The organism is Algibacter sp. (assembly GCF_039977455.1).
GTDB lineage: Bacteria > Bacteroidota > Bacteroidia > Flavobacteriales > Flavobacteriaceae > Algibacter_B.
Genome location: NZ_JBDWDG010000020.1, coordinates 138,312 through 159,413, shown reverse-complemented (window position 1 = coordinate 159,413; position 21,102 = coordinate 138,312). Strand labels below are relative to the sequence as shown.

The window sequence follows — 21,102 nt, the reverse complement described above, 5'->3', positions numbered from 1 at the left end:
CTAATGCTTGTAATCTTGCAGCTTCAACTTCTTTTGCTTCCTCTTCAGCCTGAACTCTTGCTAATTCTGCTATTCTGGCCTGTTCCAATGCTAATGCTTGTAATCTTGCAGCTTCAACTTCTTTTGCTTTTGCTTCCTCTTTGGCCTGAGCTCTTGCTAATTCTGCTATTCTAGCTTGTTCTAATTCTACTGCTTGTAATCTTGCAGCTTCAACTTCTTTCGCTTTTACTTCCTCTTCAGCTTTAACTATTGCTAATTCTCCTGTTCTGGATTGTTCTAACTCTTCTGCTTGTTCTACCTTATTTACTTCTTTTAATTCTACTGAATTACTTTCAACTTTATTAGAAATAACTTCCTTTGAAGCAACCTTAGACCTTTTAGATATTGCCTTTTTACTAGTTTGCTTTTTTGTTGCATTTCCGCGCCTTTTAAAGGTTCTTCGTTTCTTTTTCGAAGACATTAACAATCCGTCCTCGTCATCATCTCCACTATAGTCATATCTGTAGGAATTATTAAATTTATAGGCTACAGTAATATCATGCGAATTTCCAAAGGCTGAAAACCCTCCTGCACCCTTTTCATAATTATATTCTATAGCTATTTGATTACTAACGTTTAAACCTAATCCAACAGAAAATGCATATAAACTGTTATAACCTGCCTGAGCCCAAACACCCTTTGGTACCATTAACATAACCATACCTGAAAGCACAGTATTATCCTTTTTAAAATCGGAACTTATTAAACCTGTAAACTTACTTTCATCAAAAAAACCACGCGTATTTACATAACCTGTGTATAACATATGCGCCTGAATACTTTGCTCGGGATTATCTTCAATCATTTTAGAGCTCGTAAAATTATAAGCTACTAAATTTTTAACAGATACACCAAAATCTAAAAAGTCAATCCCATAATTTATACCAGGATTTATTGTTATTACTGAATTTGAAGGATAATTATTTAGTGAAGCGTCTGTAACATTGGTAACCACAGCACCTTGATTAATGCCACTTTTATAAAAACCTAAATTAAGCCCAAAAGTTAAATTGCTGTACCTATCAAGTACAGCATTGTAAGCAAAATTAGCAACTCCACCAAAGGTATTAAGTACACCATAATTTTGTTGAAATAAACTTAAACCGGCACCTATGTTTTCTCGAAATCTACCGGAATAACTAAACAAATAGGTCTCGGGCGCATTATCAAATTGAGCCCATTGCTTGTTATTATTAAAACTTATATATTTATATTGCTCCCTTACAAAACTAAAAGTTGGGTTTATATACTGTTTGTTAAATTTTAAAGAATTTCTAGCAGGTATATTAAACGCCACAACTCCATCTTCTTGAGAATAGAGTTGCTGTATAATACAGAAAAATAAAACTATATGACATAGATATTTTTTCATGCTACCTTAAAACGGTTATTGAACCTTTTTTTGTTTTACCATCAGACGTGGTTATTATATAATAGTATAATGGATTTATATCTTTAAAACCGATTTGATTTTCTGGCCAATTATTTTGATAATTATTAGTTTGAAAAACAACTTTACCTTGCGCGTTTATAATTACGACTTCGGTATTTGAACCATTTACATAGGTTTTAGGTACTATCCATGTATCATTAGCCCCATCTCCATTTGGGCTAATAATATTCGGGATTTTTTCCACGCTTGGAAAACTAGATTCCGCAGTAAAAGAATATGTTGTTGTTGATTCACAACCTACAGTTTGCGTTACCAAAACTTGATATGCCCCAACTTTTGAAATTTCATAGCTACTTGTAGTGGCACCTTCAATTTCCGAATTATTAAAAAACCAAGCATACTTATAATCATTAGAAGTGGTTGAAACTGTTGCTATAAATGATTCATTTTCACCCAATTCATTAACATCCTCTACGTTTATAGAACTAGAAAACTGAGAGGCATCTAAATCTATAGTCGCACTAGTCATACAATTTCCTAAATCAATGTTTACGGAATACTCCGCTGATTCATTGGTTTCATACATTTGCTTTGTAGCACCTTCAATGGCTTCTCCATTTTTAAACCATTGATATCCATTGGCATTAATAGCACTTAATACAGTAGGACCATCGGTTGAACAATATGGATTTCCTAAACTAGAACTAATACTACTTTTTGAACCTAAGGCCGCTTCGCTTATGGTTACGCGATTAGAAAATGAATTTGATGTACAAGTTCCATAATTAGTTTCGGCAAAAAAAGTTCCTGGTTCATTAACAGATAAGGTATTACCTTCTGAAACGAAAACTGAAGTTGTTGGGCCAGTTTCCTTAAACCAGTTAAAGGTTAATGAGTCATATTGTAAAGGCGAATCGTTTGAAGGACCTCCAGGCTTATCAATAGTCAATAAGTAACTTCCACCCGAGCAAAAAACGCCAGTGGCTATTAAATTATTGATGGAAAAAGGTGTGTCTTGGAGTTTATAATAAGCTGGAAAAGCATTAGAACTTAAACTTGTTGAAGCAGGTGCGGTACTTTTAATTCGAATTCTATACCCTTGACCTGATGCTATTGTAGGAACTGAAAAACTAAAGGTTACTGGAGATGACGTTACAACACCAACATTTGAAGTATAAACCTGTGAAGCATTAGAAAAACTACCCGTTCCGTCTGATAACTCTACAATAAATTGATTAGAAGCCTCTAACTCTGATTCTGGCGAAAAAGAAAAAGTAACATTGTAGGTGTTAAAAGAAGGACTAGCACAGGCTTGGGTAAATCCCAAATTAGGTTTACTAATTACTATTTGAGCATAAGCTACATCGTTAAAATAAAAAACGACCAAAACCAGAATGTAAAATAAAGTAAATTTCCTCATGCTATTTTATTTTCTTTTTAATAAAACATCTAGAAACTAATATTTTCTACCATAGTAGAATAATTAAAAATTTTCAAGATTTACGAGAGGTTAAACAGGAAAATATAGAAGCTAGAGTTTTAATTTTAATCCATTCTTAAATCTGGATCAACTTCATTTGACGCAATAATTTTATTAATTCGTAATCTGTAATCTGGCCTTTTTGCACTTCTAGTATCTATAAAAGTTTCATAATTGTCTCCTTTGGAATACACGTTAAAAAATGCACTGTTGCCGTACCAATTTTCTAAATCTTCATTATTCGAGTTATATTCCACAAAAATGTTTCCGTTACAATTATTAAATAACATCGCATTAAAATTAATTTTCTCTAAATTTTCTTGATTAATTCTAATATTTTCATCTAATATAACTGCAGGATTAAATCCTGAAATAACACTTTTATTCATATTTAGTACGGCATCTTCTCCTATATAAATAGCCTCTTGTACTAAATTCATTTTTATATCGGTATCTAAATCCTTACTATCATTTAAAAAAGTTAAATTCTTTGCCACTATTCGTGTTCCACTTTTAGCAAAATCTACTTCTTCTTTTTTGTTATAAGACAACACCTCCAAGCACCTTGAACCTTCGCTACTCGACACATATGGCGAACGTATAGCTATAGAGTTAAGAATTTCACATTGTGCCCCATAATTAAATTTATAATCATTGCTATTTGCTTTATAAGTAACCATATTATACATACTAAGGTTCCCTCCTAAAACTTCAATTGCATTTCCGGCAGCATAACTTACCATAACATTTTCTATAATAGTTTCACTACCAACACCTGCTAACAACAGCCCATTAAAATAACCGCCGTTACTTACGCGTTTACCAGCAAACTCAATCCTAACATATCTTAAAATACCAGAACTATCACTATCATTTTTACCACCATAATTTACAGCTGCATACGATTCCGAATTTAAATTAGTATGAAACGATGCTACAGAACCATTTCCAAATTTATTGGAAGAGGCATCACCAAGTATGGTTAATCCACCCCAATCTCCTGCTTTTTTAACACTACGATTTGATGTAAAAACAATAGGGTCTGTTTGAAGGCCATTTGCAATAATTGTAGCACCCTTAGAAATTGTAAGGGAACCATTTGAATTATAATCTCCAATAATTACTGTTCCAGGTTCAATAGTAAGTGTTGCATTACCGGACACAAAAACACTTCCTAATAACAAGTAAACATCTTTTTTAAAAAGCGTTGTGTTTTCGCTAATATTACCTGTTAATATTTTTGTAGGTTCTAGATCTTCATTTTGGTTTGGCCTAAATTCTGTCCAATTATTTAGCCAGTTTTCATCGCCTACTATTCCTTTTTCTTGTTGCGCATTACTATTAGCGGTTAAAACAAGTAGTATGAAAATGATTTGGGTAAAATTTTTCATAGTTAAATTTATATTTAAAACTAAAATTAATAGTTCTTTTTAGCTGATACTCAAAATTAGAAAAAAATCCACGAAGTACCAATTTTTTCGATAAATAACACTTTTATAATAAATTTAGCTCACTTATAATCGATGAAACGTAAATTATTTCGTTAAAAATACATTTGATATTTAATAACGAAAACGAGCAATCTATTAGAATCAATTTGACTTTCGGATTCTTAGGCCCTAGCGAAAATCATTATATTGATGTAGTGATTTCAAAATATCTTCATAAAACAAAATACCAGTGATTAAATTACCGGTATCTGAATAAGGTAGATACTCTGCTAGAAATTTGCTAGATTCTTCAATATAGGTATCAGTAGAATCAAACTGGTTATCCAACGCCTTTTTATTATCATTATTAGTAGGAATCCCTAAGGTAGCCATAGAAATACCCGGTTTAGTAGCAAATGCTACATAAGGCAATGTTTTAACTAAAACCTCGATACGTTCAGAATATAAGGCTATTAATTGTCCCTTGTGCATGCGCTCAAGTTCTCCCTTATTATGGTATTTACTAATGGTTACTTTCTCGCTAATAAAACTTTTTGGAGTCTTCTTTTTTTGGGCATAACTCATGCCAGAAAAGAATAAAAGGCTTAAACTGAATACTATAACCTTTATGTTCATATTGTAGGTTTTTGGGGTTAAAATACAAATTTATGCAATTAAACGTTAAAAACAACCGTTTTATCGATTTATTTTTAAATTAATTTCTACTTAGAACAGTTTTTACCTACAACATAATTGCGATTTACTTGATACTATTTTTGTAAACTCTATAAAAAATTAAACTTATTATAGATATTTTCAGCTAAGCATTCCTTCCTTAAACCACTTAAAATCCTCATTACATCTCCTTTATAGTTTTCAAAACATCACTATGTTTCAATAACTCATCATATTATCCCTAATATATAATTATTGTATTATAATAGGACTATTACTAGGTTGCTATTAAATTAAACCACCAAACAATGCATGACAAGCAATAAATGCTACTACAGATAAAATAATTCCAATTAAAAAGATATTGAACGATTTACGAAGTAACTTGAATTTACGGTCAATCGTTCTCCCTAAATGATAGGTATCCTTTGCAATGGTTTTATATAACTCATCCCCTTCATTCATTAATTTGGTAATACTACTTACATATTCATCTTCTTCCATGTCTTGGAAATTACCGTAAAACATTAAATTTTCCGCCTCACTTTTCCCGTGTACTAATTCTGGTCGTGTTGCAAAAATGGCAAAAGTAATGGATGCTAAATTGGTGAACAAAATCATAACTATGGGATAGATAAGATGCGGATCGTTATTTAACTGACTCATTACCGTTCCTAATATTAAAGATAATATCAAAGCATTAATAGATATTAAAATATTCGATTTGGTATCGATCATCGTATTTAAGGTATACTGATTTTTAGACAATAACCTAAACAATGTTTCTACACCTCTTTCAGACCTTGGGGCTACTTTCGCCAATTTCTTTTTTAATTGTTTTAAGGCGTCTTTATCGATGTTTAATTCGTCCATTAAATACTTGTCTTCTACTTTTTCTTTTTGTTTACTGCTCATATTTAAATTTATAAAAAGTGGCGTGTTAAGAATATATTTTTTTGACAACGTTACCAATACTCAATCCCTGAACTATAATGGAAAATAACACAATAATATAAGTGATATGAAGAATTAAATCTCCCGAAAGCTCTTTGCTTAAACTTAATGCTAATGCGATAGAAATACCACCACGCAATCCACCCCAAGTTAAAATCGTAACGGTTTTTATTGGTTTATTTTCTTTATGCTTTAATAAGGAATAAGGCAAAAATACGGAGATGAATCGTGCTAAAAGTACAATTAGAATGGCAAGGGTGCCTAACAGCATATAGTTGGCATCAAAATGCAATAAATGAATAGCTAGCCCAATAAGCACAAACAAAATACCATTAAAAACATCATCTAGAATTCCCCAAAACGAACTAATAGCTTTTTGTATTGGGTTTTTATCTTCATTAACATGAATTTTATTTCCTATTAATAATCCTGCAACTACCATTGCTAACGGTGCTGATATATGTAATATAAAAGCTCCTGCTGTTCCTCCCATAACAACAGCAAGGGTAATCATTACCGCTAATTGTGGGTTATCTTTTAAAGTTTGAATACATTTTAAGCCTAGAAAACCAATTAGTAATCCATAGACTAATCCGCCTACTGCTTCTTCAAGAAACAATGTTCCTATTTCTGCTCCAATTTCTGCTGAACTATGTTCGCCTGTTGCAGCAGCAATTAATAATATTCCGGAAACAACAACAACCCCAATACCATCATTAAACAAGGATTCTCCTTCTATTTTTATACCTAAACTTTCAGCAATATTTGCCTTTTTTAAAATAGCCATAACAGCAATTGGATCGGTTGGAGATATTAATGCCCCAAATAAAAGTGCGTGTAAAAAAGGTAATTCTAAACCAATGAGTTGAGAAGCAAAAAAAGTTAAACCACCAACAATAAATGTAGAGATGAGAACTCCTAAAGTTGCAAATAGAAAAATTGATTTTTTTTCTTTTGTAAGTGCTGCAAGGTTAACATGTAGTGCTCCAGCAAACAGTAAAAAACTTAAAATACCATCGAGTAACAATGTTTTAAAATCTGCATTTACAATAATATCACAAAAGAATCTGTAAAACTCGGGAAAAACAGTTTCACTTAATGTAATTGGAATGATTAAGACTAAACTTAAAATCATTAAACCAATAGTGGTTGGCAATTTTAACCACTTATAATTAATGTAGTTAAAAAGTGCTGCTATTGTAAATATTATACTAAAAGATTCGAACATTTATTTTGATTTTGTATTAATATATTTCCCTACAAAAACACCAATTACAATAGCCAGATAAAATTGTCCGATGATATTCATAACAAGCGTCAAGGATTGTGCAGGTGCTGTAAGTGGTGTAATGTCTCCATAACCAACAGTTGTTATACTTATAAAACTGAAATAATAAAAGCTAAAGCCTGAAAACCCTTTAATGAGCTGAAAGGAATTAGCATCTAAATAATGGATGGATTCAAATAGAATACCTCCAATAATTCCCAAATAAAGGAACCCTAAAATGGGGCCTAAAATAAACTGAAGATTTATTGTTTTAATGTTTATTAATTGCTTAATTAAGATGATACAAAAGCAAGCAAATAACACAAAAGAAAACACCAACCTACAAATTAAAATGGAATTGGAATTAGGATTCGTAAATTCTAACCAAATAACTGAAAGCGTTAAAACCCCCAGAATATACGAGGTAATTTTCGCCGTTTTCATCGTAGCAATTACCGAGCTACTTAAAATAACGAGGGTGTAGTTTATAACAACCACGTAAGCAGGACTAAAACCACTTAACATAACATGAATAGGCGTTAATAGAAAATTAAAGACACTTAAAAGTGCTATTAAGTATTTATAATTTCCTATTAACGTTAAAACCTTATTCATGTAGCATACCAATTGTTTATTGCGTTTTATTACGCATTCATTTTAGCCCAAGCAGCATCTGCCAAGTCTCTTAATTCTTCTGGTTTTTTAACCCATTGTCTTTTTGCATCAATGATTCCGAAAAGCATTCTTGTAAAAAAATATAGTTTCCCATCACGAACCTCCCAACTTTTAGGGTTTGGGTTTGCTTCTGCGCCTTCAGACATTGCAATAGCGCAAAATCCACCATATTGAGGTGTGTACGATTCAGGAGATTTTTCAAAAGTTTCCTTATTTTCTAATGAAGCAAAAAAGTACTTTGCATCATTAAAACTTGAGGTATAAGCTTTGTTTCCTTTTTTAGGTGTTCCATTAAAGAATGATACAACATCGTATTCTTGTGCTGCAATTCCGTTTTTTAAATTTTGTTTCATTTTATCTCTTTTAAATTATATTAATGTTGAATCTGTAATTATTTCTAATAATGCTGGACCATTATGATCTCTTAGTTTTTCTAAAGCAGGTAGGAGCTCTTCTTTTTTGGTAACTCTTATACCTAATGCGCCACAATTTTCTGCATATTTAGCAAAGTTTGCATTGTGTAAAGATGTTTTCCAAACGTCTAATTCTGCTGCTTTTTGTTCTTTTGAAATTTTGCCAATCTCTGAGTTGTTAAGCAATACGTGCTTAATGTTCATATTGTACTTCACTAAAGTCATCATTTCACCTAAATACTGTCCGAAACCACCATCACCAGAAACCGACCAAATTGGTCTATCTTTTCCTTGTGCTGCCCAAGCTCCCATTGCTGCTGGCAATGAAAAACCTATAGAGCCTAAATATCCAGACATTAAAACCGATTGATTTTTAGGTTCAAAATAGCGCCCAAAAGAATATGTATTGTTTCCAACATCTACAGCAATAACAGCATTATCTGGAACTACTTTATTCATAGCTTCAAAAACAGCAATTGAACTTAGTCCAACTTCGCTTTCATCTTTTAATCGACTTGCTTTCTCTTCTTGCCAAATAGACCAACGTTCTGCAATCTCTGGTCGTCTGTCGACAGTATTCAGGATTCCTTCCGTTTGCTCTTCAATTAATGCTAAGGTTTCAGAAATCTCTCCCCAAAGCGCTGCATCTACTTTATGAAACTTGCTTAAAGCGGTAGGGTCATAATCTACTTGAATAATTGGCTTTTTAGGTGTAATTCCTGTATGATTAGAAAACGAAGCTCCGAAGACGAGTAACAAATCACTTTCATTCATAAACCACGACGCTATGGGTGTACCGCTTCGTCCTAATACACCACAACCTAAATCATGATGATCAGAAATTTGCCCTTTTGCTTTAAACGTAGTAATTATTGGGCAGTTTAATTTTTCAGCAAATGCGATAATAGCTTTCATATGAAAACGTGCACCATGCCCAACAATAATAGCTGGCATTTTAGCATTTTCTAACATACCTACGGCCTTTGCAATCATTTGCCTTGGTGGCGAAATGTTCATAGGTGTAATTCTACCTTCTGGTGTTTGCGCTTCTTCTCCTTCTGGTTTTGGCATAAAAGCAACCTCATCTGGAAATGTTATATGTGAAACATCTCTGTTTAATAAAGCACTTTTAATAGCCAAACTCATTAACTCGCTATGTTTTGAGTTTTGTTGTACGCTATGGTTAAAATTGGCTACGGTTTGAAGCGCACCAACTAAATCTACTTCTTGAAAAGCACCTGTACCTAGTACTTGTGTATTTACTTGACCAGACAACACTAACATTGGTGATCGGTCTACTTTTGCATCCCACATTCCTGTGAACATATTGGTCGAACCTGGACCTGCAATACCAAAACAAACTGCTGGTTTCCCTGTTAATTTCCCATAAGCTGAAGCTGCAAAAGCTGCTGCACCTTCATGACGAATACCAAAAAAATGAAATTTATCATGTTGCTCTAATCGCATCATAGCATCGGCAACTGCCAGATTAGAATGGCCAACCATACCAAAACCAGTGTCGACTCCCCAATTTACCATCGTCTGCATCATCACATCCGAAATGGTATCTTGATGTTTTTCTTCTTCTAAAACACCAACAAAAATTTCGTCGCCTTCTTCTTTTACTTCAAAAGTTTTAACCCCATCATCAAAACCTCCTGGCGGTAAACCTGAACAAGGATCGAAATCCCAACCATGCCAAGGGCAACGCAACATACCATTTTCAATAGAACCTTCGCCTAATGGTCCACCTTGATGCGGACATTTATTGTCTAATGCAGAAAATTTACCATCATAATGTGTTAAACAAATACCTTGATGACCTGCAGTTACTGTTTGCACACGACCTTCGGGAAGTGTTTTTTTATCTTTTAGTACACTGTACCATTTTGTTGTTCTCTTCATTATGCTTTAGATTTATGTGACACTATTTTTAAATTGATTTTGGCGAATGCTTACTGCTCTAAAGGAAAATATCACCAAAGAAAAAAGTCCGATAAGCGCAAAAATAATTGCCAAAACACTGATGTATAAGGATATTTTATCAACGGTATACAAACCGTTGAGCACCGCAGAAATTAGCAAAAGAGCCACAGCAACATAAAAAAACACCATAGCCATATTAAGCAACTTCAGTTGTTTTAATTTTTTAGTAATGATTGTTTTCTTTTTAGAGTTTACAATCATTGCATTTATTTCATTACTCAGGGTTACCATTAAGTTTGAAGTTGAAAGAATAAGCAACCCCAATCCAGGTACAATCGTGATAGGTAAATACCAGTTTTCCATACTTTTATTTTAAATGATTTCTAACTCCATAACTTGCCAAAACACCCTCTCCTGTTGCAGCAGCTACTTGCGCAATGGCACCTTCACGGCAATCGCCAGCAGCAAAAACACCAGGTACATTCGTTTCTCCTAATGCCGTTGCGGTAATAAAACCGCTTTTGTTTAAGTCAATTACACCTTTTACACTCGTTGTGTTAGGAATTAATCCTATAAAAATAAAAGCACCATCTGCGGTTAATTCTTCGCTTTCACCAGTTGTTTTATCTTTTACTTGCAAGCCTTTAAAATTGCCCTTTTCATCTTTGGTAAATGCCAACGATTCTTTATTAAGGTGCGTTTCAATATTTTTTATTGATGGTAGTTTTTCGATATACGTTTCTGAAGCTGAAAATTCTGAACCACGATTTACAATGGTTACTTTTTTACAAAAACCTGCTAAAAAGATACCTTCTTCTAAAGCACTATTTCCTCCTCCAACAACAATAACTTCTTTATCTCTATAAAAAGCACCATCACAGGTTGCACAAAAATGTATACCTGCACCTATCAAATCCTCTTCATTTTCAATGCCTAATTTTTGGTAGGTAGAACCTAAAGCTAATACTACAGACTTACTTTGGTACTCGCCCATATTAGAATCTATATGAAATAAATTTCCTTTTTTAGAAATACTTTTTACCTCAACACCAGTTTCGATGGTTGCTCCATATACCTTGGCTTGTTCAGACATACGTTGCATTAATTTTGGCCCAGAAATCTCTGTAAAACCAGGGTAGTTTTCAATCTTTTGCGTTAAAAATGCATTACCTCCAATATTCTTTTTTTCAAGAATTAAAGAGCTAAATCGATCGCGTTGAATGTAAATAGAAGCCGTTAATCCTGCAGCACCAGCCCCTACAATAATGCTATCATAAACCTTTTTTTCAGACTCTTTACCAATGCTTAAAACTTCTTTTAAGACGGAATTATCTGGATTAGTATAACTTTTATCACCAATAAATAAGGTAGGTATAATACGTTTTCCATTATTAATTTCTTCTACTTTTTGGGCAGCCCAATCAAACTTATCAACTTCTATATATTGAAAGTTGATATGATTATCTTGTAAATACCCTTTTGCTCTCTGACAATCTGGACACCAATCTGCGCCAAATAAAATAACACGCCCTTGGGTATTAACACCTAATACATTGGCCAAAACACTATTGTCTGGATTAGTATATGGCTTTTCGTTAATAAGAATTGTTGGTATAATGCGTTTTCCATTATTAATACCTTCTACACGTGCTGTTGCATCTTTATCTAAATCGACATCAATAAAATTGAAATCGATATTATTTTCTTTCAAATATGCTTTAGCTCGTTGGCAATCTGGACACCAATCTGCGCCGTATAAATCTATTGTATTCATCGTTTTTTATCTTAAACCAGCGTAATTAATTCCTGTTAAATAGTGTATATCTCTGTCGAATGTTGAAAGATCTTCTTGGTTAAATTTTGTTACATCATCATAACCACATGCACGTGCTACGACTCTAATTAAATCGTTTGTTGCTTCAAAATAATTTTGCAATTGTTTTGCTGAAGAATCTATAATTAAACGACTACGTAAAGATTCTTTTTGTGTGGCAATACCAACCGGACAATTATTACTTCCACAAGCACGCATACCCAAACAGCCAATCGCTTGTAATGCAGAGTTAGATACTGCAATAGCATCTGCACCTAACATCATCGCTTTTGCAAAATCTTCGGCAACACGTAAACCTCCTGTAATTACTAAAGTTACATCTGTAGCGCCAACTTTATCCATATACGCTCTTGCTCTTGCTAATGCCGGAATGGTTGGCACATTAATATGATCTCTTAAAATAGTTGGTGCAGAACCTGTTCCGCCACCACGACCATCGAGAATAATATAATCGACACCAACATCTAGGGCAAACTGAATGTCTTTTTCAATATGACTTGCTGCTATTTTAAAACCTATAGGAATGCCTCCTGTACGTGCTCTTACTTTATCTGCAAATACTTGAAAATCTTCAACCGTATGAAAATTAGGGTTAGCAGCTGGCGAAATAGCTGTTTCACCTTCTTTTAAGCCTCTAACCTCAGCAATTTCTTTACTTACTTTATTTCCTGGTAAGTGCCCACCAGTGCCTGTTTTTGCACCTTGACCAGCTTTAAAATGAAACGCTTGTACGTTATCTAATTTATCCCATGAGAAACCAAATTGCGCCGAAGCCAATTCGTAAAAGTATTTAGAATTACCAGCTTGTTCCTCTGGTAACATGCCGCCTTCACCAGAACAAATTCCTGTTCCAGCTAATTCTGCTCCTTTAGATAATGCAATTTTGGCTTCACGAGATAAAGCCCCGAAACTCATATCACTTACAAATAGTGGCATATCTAATACTAATGGTTTTTTTGCGTTAGGCCCAATAACAACTTTAGTAGCAACCGCTTCATGGTCTAACAATGGTCTTGAGGCCAATTGCGCTGGTAAAAACTGAATATCATTCCACTTAGGAAGCGTATCTCTATCCACTCCCATTGAAGCTGAAAAACCATGATGTCCAATATTTTTTAACCCGTTTTGAGCCAATTCTTTTATATAACCTGTGTATGGTTCTGTTTCTTCAGGATGCGTATCTGCGTAAGCACCTAAATACGTTTCGCGATTAAATGGTTGTGGATTATTAACCAAATAAGCATCAATTTCGAATGCATCCACAAACAAATCATCGCCTTCAATTTTAGTAGAAAACTTATGAAGTACTTCTTTATTATTATATTCTGAAACTCCTGAGTCCACACGATAATCCCATCCATGAACACCACAAATTAAATTCTCTCCGTCTACATGACCGTCTGACATTAGCGCTCCTCTATGCAAACATCTTCCGTAGAGTACCGAAATTTCATCATCAAATTTTACGATTACTAAATCTAATCCGTTTACGAGAGCGTGTTCTGGTTGCTTATTTTCTAAAGCACTTATTTGAGCTATTACTACTGGTTTTTTCATGGTATTATTTATATTTTTATATTAGAATTAAAAAGCGAAACCAAGCACAACAGAAATTATTCCTCCATCGGCACTTGAATAATATCCTGCATTTAGTGTAAATGTTTCCAAACCGCTAATCCAAAAAGAGCCTCCCACACTATGGTGCCACTTATCTGAGGTGTCGTTTTTTAACCAAACTCGACCATAATCAAAACCACCGGTTACACCATATTTTGTTGGGATAATAGCACTATTAAAGTCCCCTATTTCCCATCTTAAATCGGTACTTTGAAACATTGAATAATTACCGATAAATCGTTCTTTTCTATATCCTCGAAGGTTTTCACCACCGCCTAATTGGGCGGCGTGATACAATTCAAAATCGTCGCCAAGAATAGCTTCTCCTCCGAATTTTGATGCAAATACTAAGCTACCTCTTTTATTTAACTTGTGATTAACAGCGATATGCGGTTTAATATACCCAAAGGAAGCGTCCTCTTTACCACCATCAATAACGGCTTTATAGCCAACAGTAATTCCTGCATCTAACCCCATGGTTGGGAAAGCAATATCATTTCTATTTTTAAACGTATAATTTAATTCAGTACCAGCGTAAATTTGTTTTTCAAAAAGTGTAGCTTCCTCTGGCAAAACATTAACAAATCTATCGGCTACATTTTCAACTTCAAAAGATTCTAACAAAGGTTTTAAATAAAAAGCACCTCCGTTTTCACCTCTCCAAATTAACGAAACGGCAGCGTTCCATTCTTTTATACTGATCCTGTTAAAATCTAGTTCAACTTCATCTTTATCATAGCTTGTTTCATTCCCAAAACCAAAGAAGTTCTGCGCAAAATTTGGACTCGTAAATTTACCTTCTACTCCAAAATTCCATTTATGAAAAATATTTGAAAACTCGCCTTTATAGGACAAATCATATCCTGAATTCCCAGTGTAATATGCCGCACTAATTGTATGTCTGTAAGTGAATTTATTTCGTTGTAGCCCAAAGAATGAAAAGTTATTTAGAACTCCTAATTTAACACCGTCATCAGGGTTTACACCTAATAAAGGGAGTATTTGACTAAAATTATGTTTAACTTTTTTATGATCGTAATTATTTAGTTCATAATCATCAACAAGCCACTTTTTAGATTTTTTGTTTATAATGGTATTTTCTTTACTCTTATAATCATAGAGTTTTACTTTTTTGGTGTTTTTAAAATCGTATATATCGTTTTTCTTTCCGCCAACTATTCTAATTTTAATGAGATTATTTCCTTCTCCGTTTACAACAAACGTATCTTTCCCATCTAAACCATAAATCCAAATTTCTTTGGTTATATCATGAGAAAAAGTTCTATTTAAAAGGCCTATATCTTTACGATCTATTTTAATAGTCGTTTTTCCATTTGCAAGACGCGTTATAGAGAATGTATCTGCTTTTTGAGTTCCAACAATAACTTTAAATTTATTCAAATATTCATAATATGCTCTTGCTATTTCTACTAAATTAGCGCGTCTTCCTTTAAGTTTCACCTTTATATCATCGATAACTTCGCCTCTTATTTCCGGAGGAAAAGCTTCAAAAGCTTTCTCTATATCGTCATCCATAAGATTGCCTTGTATATGTTTGGCTTGCTTTTCCCATTCATCCCAACCAGAAGCGTTTACTAACATTAAATCTAAATGATATGGCGAAGATGCTAACCACTTTACGCTTCTAATCTCTTCATCGTAAGATTGCATTTTACGAAGCGCAGGCAGAGAACGTGTTAAAAAAGAAATAAGAGCTCCGTCGTATTTTGAAAATGCTTGATCTCGATCTCTAGGGATTGGTTCGCAATGCGAAGTTCCATCTTCATCATCATAATAGGCCCAACGCCATTGATCTTCATGCCTGTCCCAATCGCCTAAAAGCATATCAAACAGTCGTGCTTTGATGTATGATGGTTCATCAACCACAGATTTTCCAGATCTATGAATTTCCTGTAAAACATCAGCTGTACTCAATATCTGTTTAGGTTCCCCAAAACTTTTTAAACCAACCTGTGTACTGCCAACATGTTCTTCTATCATATATAACTCATCACCAAAATCATCATTAAAAACACCTAATGTTTTTTGTTTAGGAATGTAATATAATACGGGGTTTGTATGATTAACGCCTACTGCACTTGATAACTCACCAATTGCAAATGCGCCATATGGATTTGATGTGGTATAAAAATCTGATAAAAATTTATCTATAGCTGTATCATCAAGTGAGTTTTCTACATAGGTATTAGGAAAAGCATTTGCTTGCAAAAACTTGGCTGTGCTCTTTTTTATGGCCCTCATAACAAACTGCTTTCCATTTTTATCTTCTAACCTAAGCGATTTTGATTGTTGCCCGCCACCTCTTTTAATAGGTGAAAGCCCTCCCATTAATGTATCTAACAAAACGACTGGAACATTTACATCTATTCCGTAAAACGGTCTATAATGTTCTCCCCAAAGGGTTTTGTAAAAACCACTTTTATTTATTTCTTCTTTTGGATAGATAGAAGCGGATTGTGTTTTTGAGAATTCCTTCTTAAATGTAAAATTGATTTCTTTATCATTTTCATTTCCTTTAAAAATATAAGATTTAAAAACCTCTGTAGAAGTACCATTTTTAACCGTATAAAATTTTATTAGTGTAGCTCCTGTATGACTAACCTCTAACTTAGCATAACCATTTTCTGCAAGACCAAAATCGCCTTCATTAACGTTATTAATATTTTTAGTTTCCCCAACGGCCCCACTAATAATTTGAGGGATGCCTTTGTTTATATACTGTAAGTTTTTATCTCTACCTGATACAAAAATGATATTCCCTCCACCTTGAGCAATTGTTTTTAACCTGTTTCTAAGCTTTCTATATTTCTTGTTCTGAAAATCGTGCGACTTAACACCTCCTATTTTACTTAACAGCCCTTGTTTTGTATTTGTTTCAATAGGATGGTTTAATGCCACTAAAATAGTTTTACCATAGGCTTTCTTTATTCTGTTTTCAAACTCTAAGAAAAATAAGGTTCTATTTTTAATTTCACTATCATCATTTATATAATTATGCTTATTCCAGTCTTCTAAAAACCACTGTGTATCTACAATAATAAGTTCTATGTTTTCAGATATTTCCTTATGGCTTATAGCTTCACCTCCATTGGGATAAAATTTTGAATCACTATTGTTTTGTATAAATTTTTCAACCACCTGAACACCCTTATATCCATCAACTGCCCATTCATTTTTACCTGGCATAAAAAACGTTTCGCCAGCAAATGAAGCAAGCTTTTCAAGTTGCGGCGTTATACTTTTTTTAAAACCTTCACTTTTATCATTTACCGCGTTTCCTAACAGCAATAACAAGGCTTTATTATTTTTTTCTGAATCTTTGATAATTTCATCTAATACATCGGTTTTATTTGTTGTACCTGTATTTCCGATAAAGTAAATTACTTTATCATTTTCCTGCCCTGAAACAATAAAACTTGTTAGTAATAAAAAATATAAAAGTTGATTTTTGAAGTTTTTTAAACGACTCATAATTTGGTTGATTTTTGATAGTGGAATTTCAGTAATATTAAACTACTAAAAAGCAATAAAGAATAATAACACATTGGGGTCCCAGTAGCTGTTTTCGGGCATTCAGCACAACCTTTAAATTGCATAATTGAAGCCATAAAAGCAATGCTAGCCGCTAAGCCTGTAAATAAAAAATACAGGGTATTCCCTTTTTTTAAAAGATGTACTATAAGCGGAACAAGAAAACAGGTTAAAATTACGAGACACATGGGAATGCCCATTATTTTTGGGCAACCTTGGCCTGTTTTAAACTCTTCAATAACCAAACCTCCAGCTCCATATACGCCTACTATAAGTATACCTAGAATAATATAGTATATAATTTTATTAAGCATTTTTTTTATTTACAACTACACAAGTGGGGCACTCTGTTCCCTTAACCGTACTCTTAAGTTTTATGCCGTTTAGATGGGTTACTATAAAATTCTGAACAAAAGCATAATTGGCATTATGGTTATTCACACTTATTTGTGCGTCTTCGTACTTTTCTCTTATTAGGTTATCGTATTCTTGATGTCCCCAACAATTAGGGCAATACCCTTTAGACACCTCATTAATTTCTTGGTCTTTACCTTGTCCTAATAATTGTTTTATAAAATTCATTTCTTAATTATTTATTTCTATTATTTCTGTATTTGTGTTTGGTTCTTGCACAATTGGTGTTTTAACCTGTGCTTTTAAATCTATAATCGAGTTAATTTTTGGATTATCAATACTAAGCTCCTTGTTGTTTGCCAAAAGGACTTTAATGTTTAAAACCGTAGTCTCTTCGCCTAATCCAAATTGAAGTAATGCTGTTTGGTCGCTAGCTAAACCTTCGCCACTTACCAACCAATCGGTTAAAGTTTTTGTTGGCGTGGTTACGGTAACTTTTGCCCCTTGTGCATTTACAGATTCTCCTAAATTGACTTGTAAGAAATTATTAGCGCCGCCTTTATTGATATAGGCCAAAGATGGAGAATCGATGTTTACCCAAATCATATCCAAATAACCATCTTGATTAAAATCACTTACTAGTGAGGTTATGGCGTAATGCGGATTAACAACCCCACTTTTTTCTTCGGTTGGTGCAAATGTGCCATCTTCTTTTTGAACCAAAAATCTACTAGGCAGTTTAAAGAGCTTATTAGGTGCAAAATCAACATAGTTTTCGGCCACCATTAAATCTTGTAAACCATCATTATTCATGTCTGCAAAGGTGCATCCCCAAGAAAATTCGTAATCTGCAATTTTAGTGTCTTCGGCCGTATCTGTAAATTTAAAATCACCATCATTTCTAAAAAGAATCCATTTTTCATTAAATAATGACGCATCTTTTATATCGCCTTTAGCTAAAGCTCTTGGTAAGGTACTTCCTGTATTAGAAAACATAAAATCTACCAAACCATCATTATTATAATCTCCAACTGCTAAGCCCATTGGGTAAGCAAATTTTTTGGTTAATGGGTTCGGCTTCATGGTGTAAGTTAAGTCCCCATTATTTTTATACGTTCTAGCTTCACCTGTATCGTGTACCACCACTAAATCTAACCAAGAATCGTTATCAATATCCACGAACACCCCTTGAAAGGTATTATGAACATAATCTAACCCGGCTTGTTTAGTAATACTTACAAAGTTTTCGTTTCCAGTATTTAATAGTAATTCACTTGTAGAACCATAGCTATAATCCTCAAAAATGGTTTGCCCTTTTATCAACTCTTTTTTAAGATAGGTGGCCATGAAAATATCTAAATCACCATCTTTATCAATATCTCCAACAGTTAATCCGGCAGGTGTTGATTTATCGTTTATTGGTGTGTCTATTTTTTTAGCAGTAAATTTACCATCAGTATTATAATAGATTGTTAGGCCATCTTCTCTACCAAGTATAATATCTGTAAAACCATTATTATCAAAATCGGCAGACACGACCCCAACCGTGGTTAAGGTAGTTCCTTTTATTGGTAAATTAACTTCGGAAGAAATATCGATAAACTTATTATTGCGATAGGCAAAAATGGCATCTTCTTGAAACATGCCACCTCCAAAAAAGACTTCATCTATATTATCGTTATCAATATCTATTAAAGCTGAAGGCGCTATTGGTAATGATTTATCGCCATTATATTGATGTTTAAAATCGATTATAACGTCCTCGAACAAAGGAATTTTACTATCTTCTATGGCTATATCGTATTTATTAGATACGGAATCATGCCAGAAAAAACCAAGAACAAGCACAAGTAGTAAAAGGATTAATATTCCGGTGTATTTTAAAATTTTTTTAAGCATTTTGATGTGTATTATTGTATTTATTAAGTTGGTATAGTGATACTGTAAAAAGTATAAAATGAGTAACATTCATTAAGATGGGAAGCATGTGTTTTCCTATGCTCGGAATTAGTTTTCCTAAAACGACTAATACTATAAGGATAACAATTGGGTTGAAAACGGCCATCCATTTTTTATAATAAGTGCCTCCTTTAATGATGGCGATAACGAAAACAACAGATAATGTTGCTATAATAACTCGAAGTGCTTGCACTAATACCTCCATATGGTTTGTATAATGCGCTAATAGGTTTTGGTAAACTAAAGGATCGATTGTTTCTTTTAAATGGACAATATTACCAATAGAAGCGCGTGAACCAATCCAAACACCACCTACAGCAAAAGCGATAAAGCCTATTCCTAAAACAGTTCTTGCTAAAGTTTCGTTTCCAGATTTTAGCATTCTGTAAATGTGTATATATCCAGCAAAATAAAATGGCAATCCAATAACAGCCAAGAAATGACCAATTGTAAGGTTATTTAAAGCTACAAATTTGAAAAATTCATAATCCTGAGCATGCTCTAAAATTGAGGGCGAATAGTGTAAAAAGTATTCACCAAAACCTACAAAAATAGAAGCAATAAAACCTAGGTAACCTAAAGTTTTAGTTAGTTTCATTTATTAGTTAATGAGTTAGTTTCGAGTTTGTCGAGAAAGATTAAAATTACTTTCAAAATAAAATAAAAGACTATAAATTAGTAGGTTATGACTGACAACCAGCCAAAATTATCACAGAATAATATTTAACAGCAATGTTAAAAAACAAGCCTAACTCCTGTTTCTTAAAGCTATTTTTGCATGCTCAGTATAACCTATTTTTAGGCATACATTTTGAATCAATATGGAATATTTTAACAAACTACTAGCAGCTTTTTAATCGTGGCTCTGACTATTTAGTATTTGAAATAAAATCGATATTATAATCTATTAGCCCTTCTTTTCTCATTCTACTAAGTACATTACTTACGGTTTGCCTGGACGTATTTGTAAGGTTTGCAATCTCTTTATGAGACAGTAAATTTTTTGCAGTTAATTGTCCTGTTTCATTGATTTCACCAAACTCTTCTATATAGTCTGCAATAAATTCTTTAATTCTTGTTATACTATCTTTATATAACAAATTTTGAAGTCTTCGTTCTAGTTTTTGAATTCGAAGCCCGTAAATTTTTAGGACACCATTTTTTAATGACTTATGTTTTTCCATAAGTTGCTCCATATGATCAGATGCTATGTAGCAGATTACGCAGTCCTCCAAAGCATAACCAATTTCTTCTGTTGCCGCTTTTTTATCGTAAAGTGCAAGCTCCCCAAAAATATTACCACGTTTTAAAACATACTTAACAGTGTTTGTTGTTTTATTTACAATTTTCACACTTCCTTTCTTTAGAAAAAACACACTGTTTTTATGATCATCATGTAGATTAATAGGCTTTCCTTTTTGAATATTATCCATCTCTAGGATCTCACAGATTTTCATCATATTGAACATTCCTAGCTTCTTAAAAAGATTGAAATCTTCTAAAAACCAATATTTTGTAATTGCTTTCAATTAGA

Annotated in this window: 18 protein-coding genes; all 18 read right to left on the bottom strand. The window is 33.2% G+C overall.

Going from position 1 to position 21,102, the window contains the following annotated elements; translation table 11 throughout:
* Positions 1-1,411 (bottom strand): PorP/SprF family type IX secretion system membrane protein (locus tag ABJM36_RS09015; protein WP_348451132.1); only part of this gene is annotated, 1,411 nt, incomplete at its 3' end.
* A gap of 1 nt (position 1,412) precedes the next feature.
* The gene (locus tag ABJM36_RS09010) at positions 1,413-2,852 is read right to left on the bottom strand and encodes a gliding motility-associated C-terminal domain-containing protein (RefSeq protein WP_348451131.1); all 1,440 of its coding nucleotides are present in this window, start codon (positions 2,850-2,852) and stop codon (positions 1,413-1,415) included.
* Positions 2,853-2,977: 125 nt separating this feature from the next.
* Positions 2,978-4,303, bottom strand: a complete 1,326-nt coding sequence (locus ABJM36_RS09005; protein WP_348451130.1) for a hypothetical protein — start codon at positions 4,301-4,303, stop codon at positions 2,978-2,980.
* 228 nt (positions 4,304-4,531) lie between these two features.
* Positions 4,532-4,978, bottom strand: coding sequence for a hypothetical protein (locus ABJM36_RS09000; protein WP_348451129.1), 447 nt, complete (start codon positions 4,976-4,978; stop codon positions 4,532-4,534).
* A gap of 327 nt (positions 4,979-5,305) precedes the next feature.
* Positions 5,306-5,932, bottom strand: a complete 627-nt coding sequence (locus tag ABJM36_RS08995) for a Pycsar system effector family protein (protein WP_348451128.1) — start codon at positions 5,930-5,932, stop codon at positions 5,306-5,308.
* A gap of 25 nt (positions 5,933-5,957) precedes the next feature.
* Positions 5,958-7,199 (bottom strand): sodium:proton antiporter, encoded by a 1,242-nt coding sequence (locus ABJM36_RS08990; RefSeq protein ID WP_348451127.1) that lies wholly within the window; start codon positions 7,197-7,199, stop codon positions 5,958-5,960.
* Complete coding sequence (locus ABJM36_RS08985) at positions 7,200-7,853, bottom strand: potassium channel family protein (protein ID WP_348451126.1); 654 nt, start codon at positions 7,851-7,853, stop codon at positions 7,200-7,202.
* Positions 7,854-7,882: 29 nt separating this feature from the next.
* Positions 7,883-8,266: a YHS domain-containing (seleno)protein gene (locus ABJM36_RS08980; RefSeq protein ID WP_348451125.1), complete on the bottom strand. Its 384-nt coding sequence runs from the start codon at positions 8,264-8,266 to the stop codon at positions 7,883-7,885.
* A 15-nt stretch (positions 8,267-8,281) separates the two neighbouring features.
* Positions 8,282-10,231, bottom strand: a complete 1,950-nt coding sequence (locus tag ABJM36_RS08975) for a thiamine pyrophosphate-dependent enzyme (RefSeq protein WP_348451124.1) — start codon at positions 10,229-10,231, stop codon at positions 8,282-8,284.
* A 12-nt stretch (positions 10,232-10,243) separates the two neighbouring features.
* Positions 10,244-10,615 carry a hypothetical protein gene (locus ABJM36_RS08970; protein ID WP_348451123.1) on the bottom strand — a complete coding sequence of 124 codons (372 nt, stop codon included), beginning with the start codon at positions 10,613-10,615 and terminating at the stop codon, positions 10,244-10,246.
* A 4-nt stretch (positions 10,616-10,619) separates the two neighbouring features.
* The gene (locus ABJM36_RS08965; RefSeq protein WP_348451122.1) at positions 10,620-12,026 is read right to left on the bottom strand and encodes an FAD-dependent oxidoreductase; all 1,407 of its coding nucleotides are present in this window, start codon (positions 12,024-12,026) and stop codon (positions 10,620-10,622) included.
* Positions 12,027-12,032: 6 nt separating this feature from the next.
* The gene (locus ABJM36_RS08960; RefSeq protein ID WP_348451121.1) at positions 12,033-13,643 is read right to left on the bottom strand and encodes a glutamate synthase-related protein; all 1,611 of its coding nucleotides are present in this window, start codon (positions 13,641-13,643) and stop codon (positions 12,033-12,035) included.
* A gap of 27 nt (positions 13,644-13,670) precedes the next feature.
* A complete protein-coding gene (locus ABJM36_RS08955) occupies positions 13,671-17,195 on the bottom strand; it encodes a hypothetical protein (RefSeq protein WP_348451120.1) in 3,525 nt (1,174 codons plus the stop codon).
* Positions 17,192-17,569 carry a hypothetical protein gene (locus ABJM36_RS08950; RefSeq protein ID WP_348451119.1) on the bottom strand — a complete coding sequence of 126 codons (378 nt, stop codon included), beginning with the start codon at positions 17,567-17,569 and terminating at the stop codon, positions 17,192-17,194. The genes ABJM36_RS08955 and ABJM36_RS08950 overlap by 4 nt, the downstream gene beginning before the upstream one ends.
* Entirely contained in the window at positions 17,562-17,837 is a 276-nt protein-coding gene (locus tag ABJM36_RS08945; RefSeq protein ID WP_348451118.1) for a hypothetical protein, read from the bottom strand. Before ABJM36_RS08945 ends, ABJM36_RS08950 begins: the two co-directional genes overlap by 8 nt.
* 3 nt (positions 17,838-17,840) lie before the next feature.
* On the bottom strand, positions 17,841-19,508 hold the full coding sequence (locus tag ABJM36_RS08940) for a VCBS repeat-containing protein (protein WP_348451117.1): 1,668 nt from the start codon (positions 19,506-19,508) through the stop codon (positions 17,841-17,843).
* The gene (locus ABJM36_RS08935; protein WP_348451116.1) at positions 19,501-20,166 is read right to left on the bottom strand and encodes a DUF6796 family protein; all 666 of its coding nucleotides are present in this window, start codon (positions 20,164-20,166) and stop codon (positions 19,501-19,503) included. Before ABJM36_RS08935 ends, ABJM36_RS08940 begins: the two co-directional genes overlap by 8 nt.
* A gap of 271 nt (positions 20,167-20,437) precedes the next feature.
* Positions 20,438-21,097 carry a Crp/Fnr family transcriptional regulator gene (locus tag ABJM36_RS08930; RefSeq protein ID WP_348451115.1) on the bottom strand — a complete coding sequence of 220 codons (660 nt, stop codon included), beginning with the start codon at positions 21,095-21,097 and terminating at the stop codon, positions 20,438-20,440.
* Positions 21,098-21,102 lie beyond the last annotated feature (5 nt).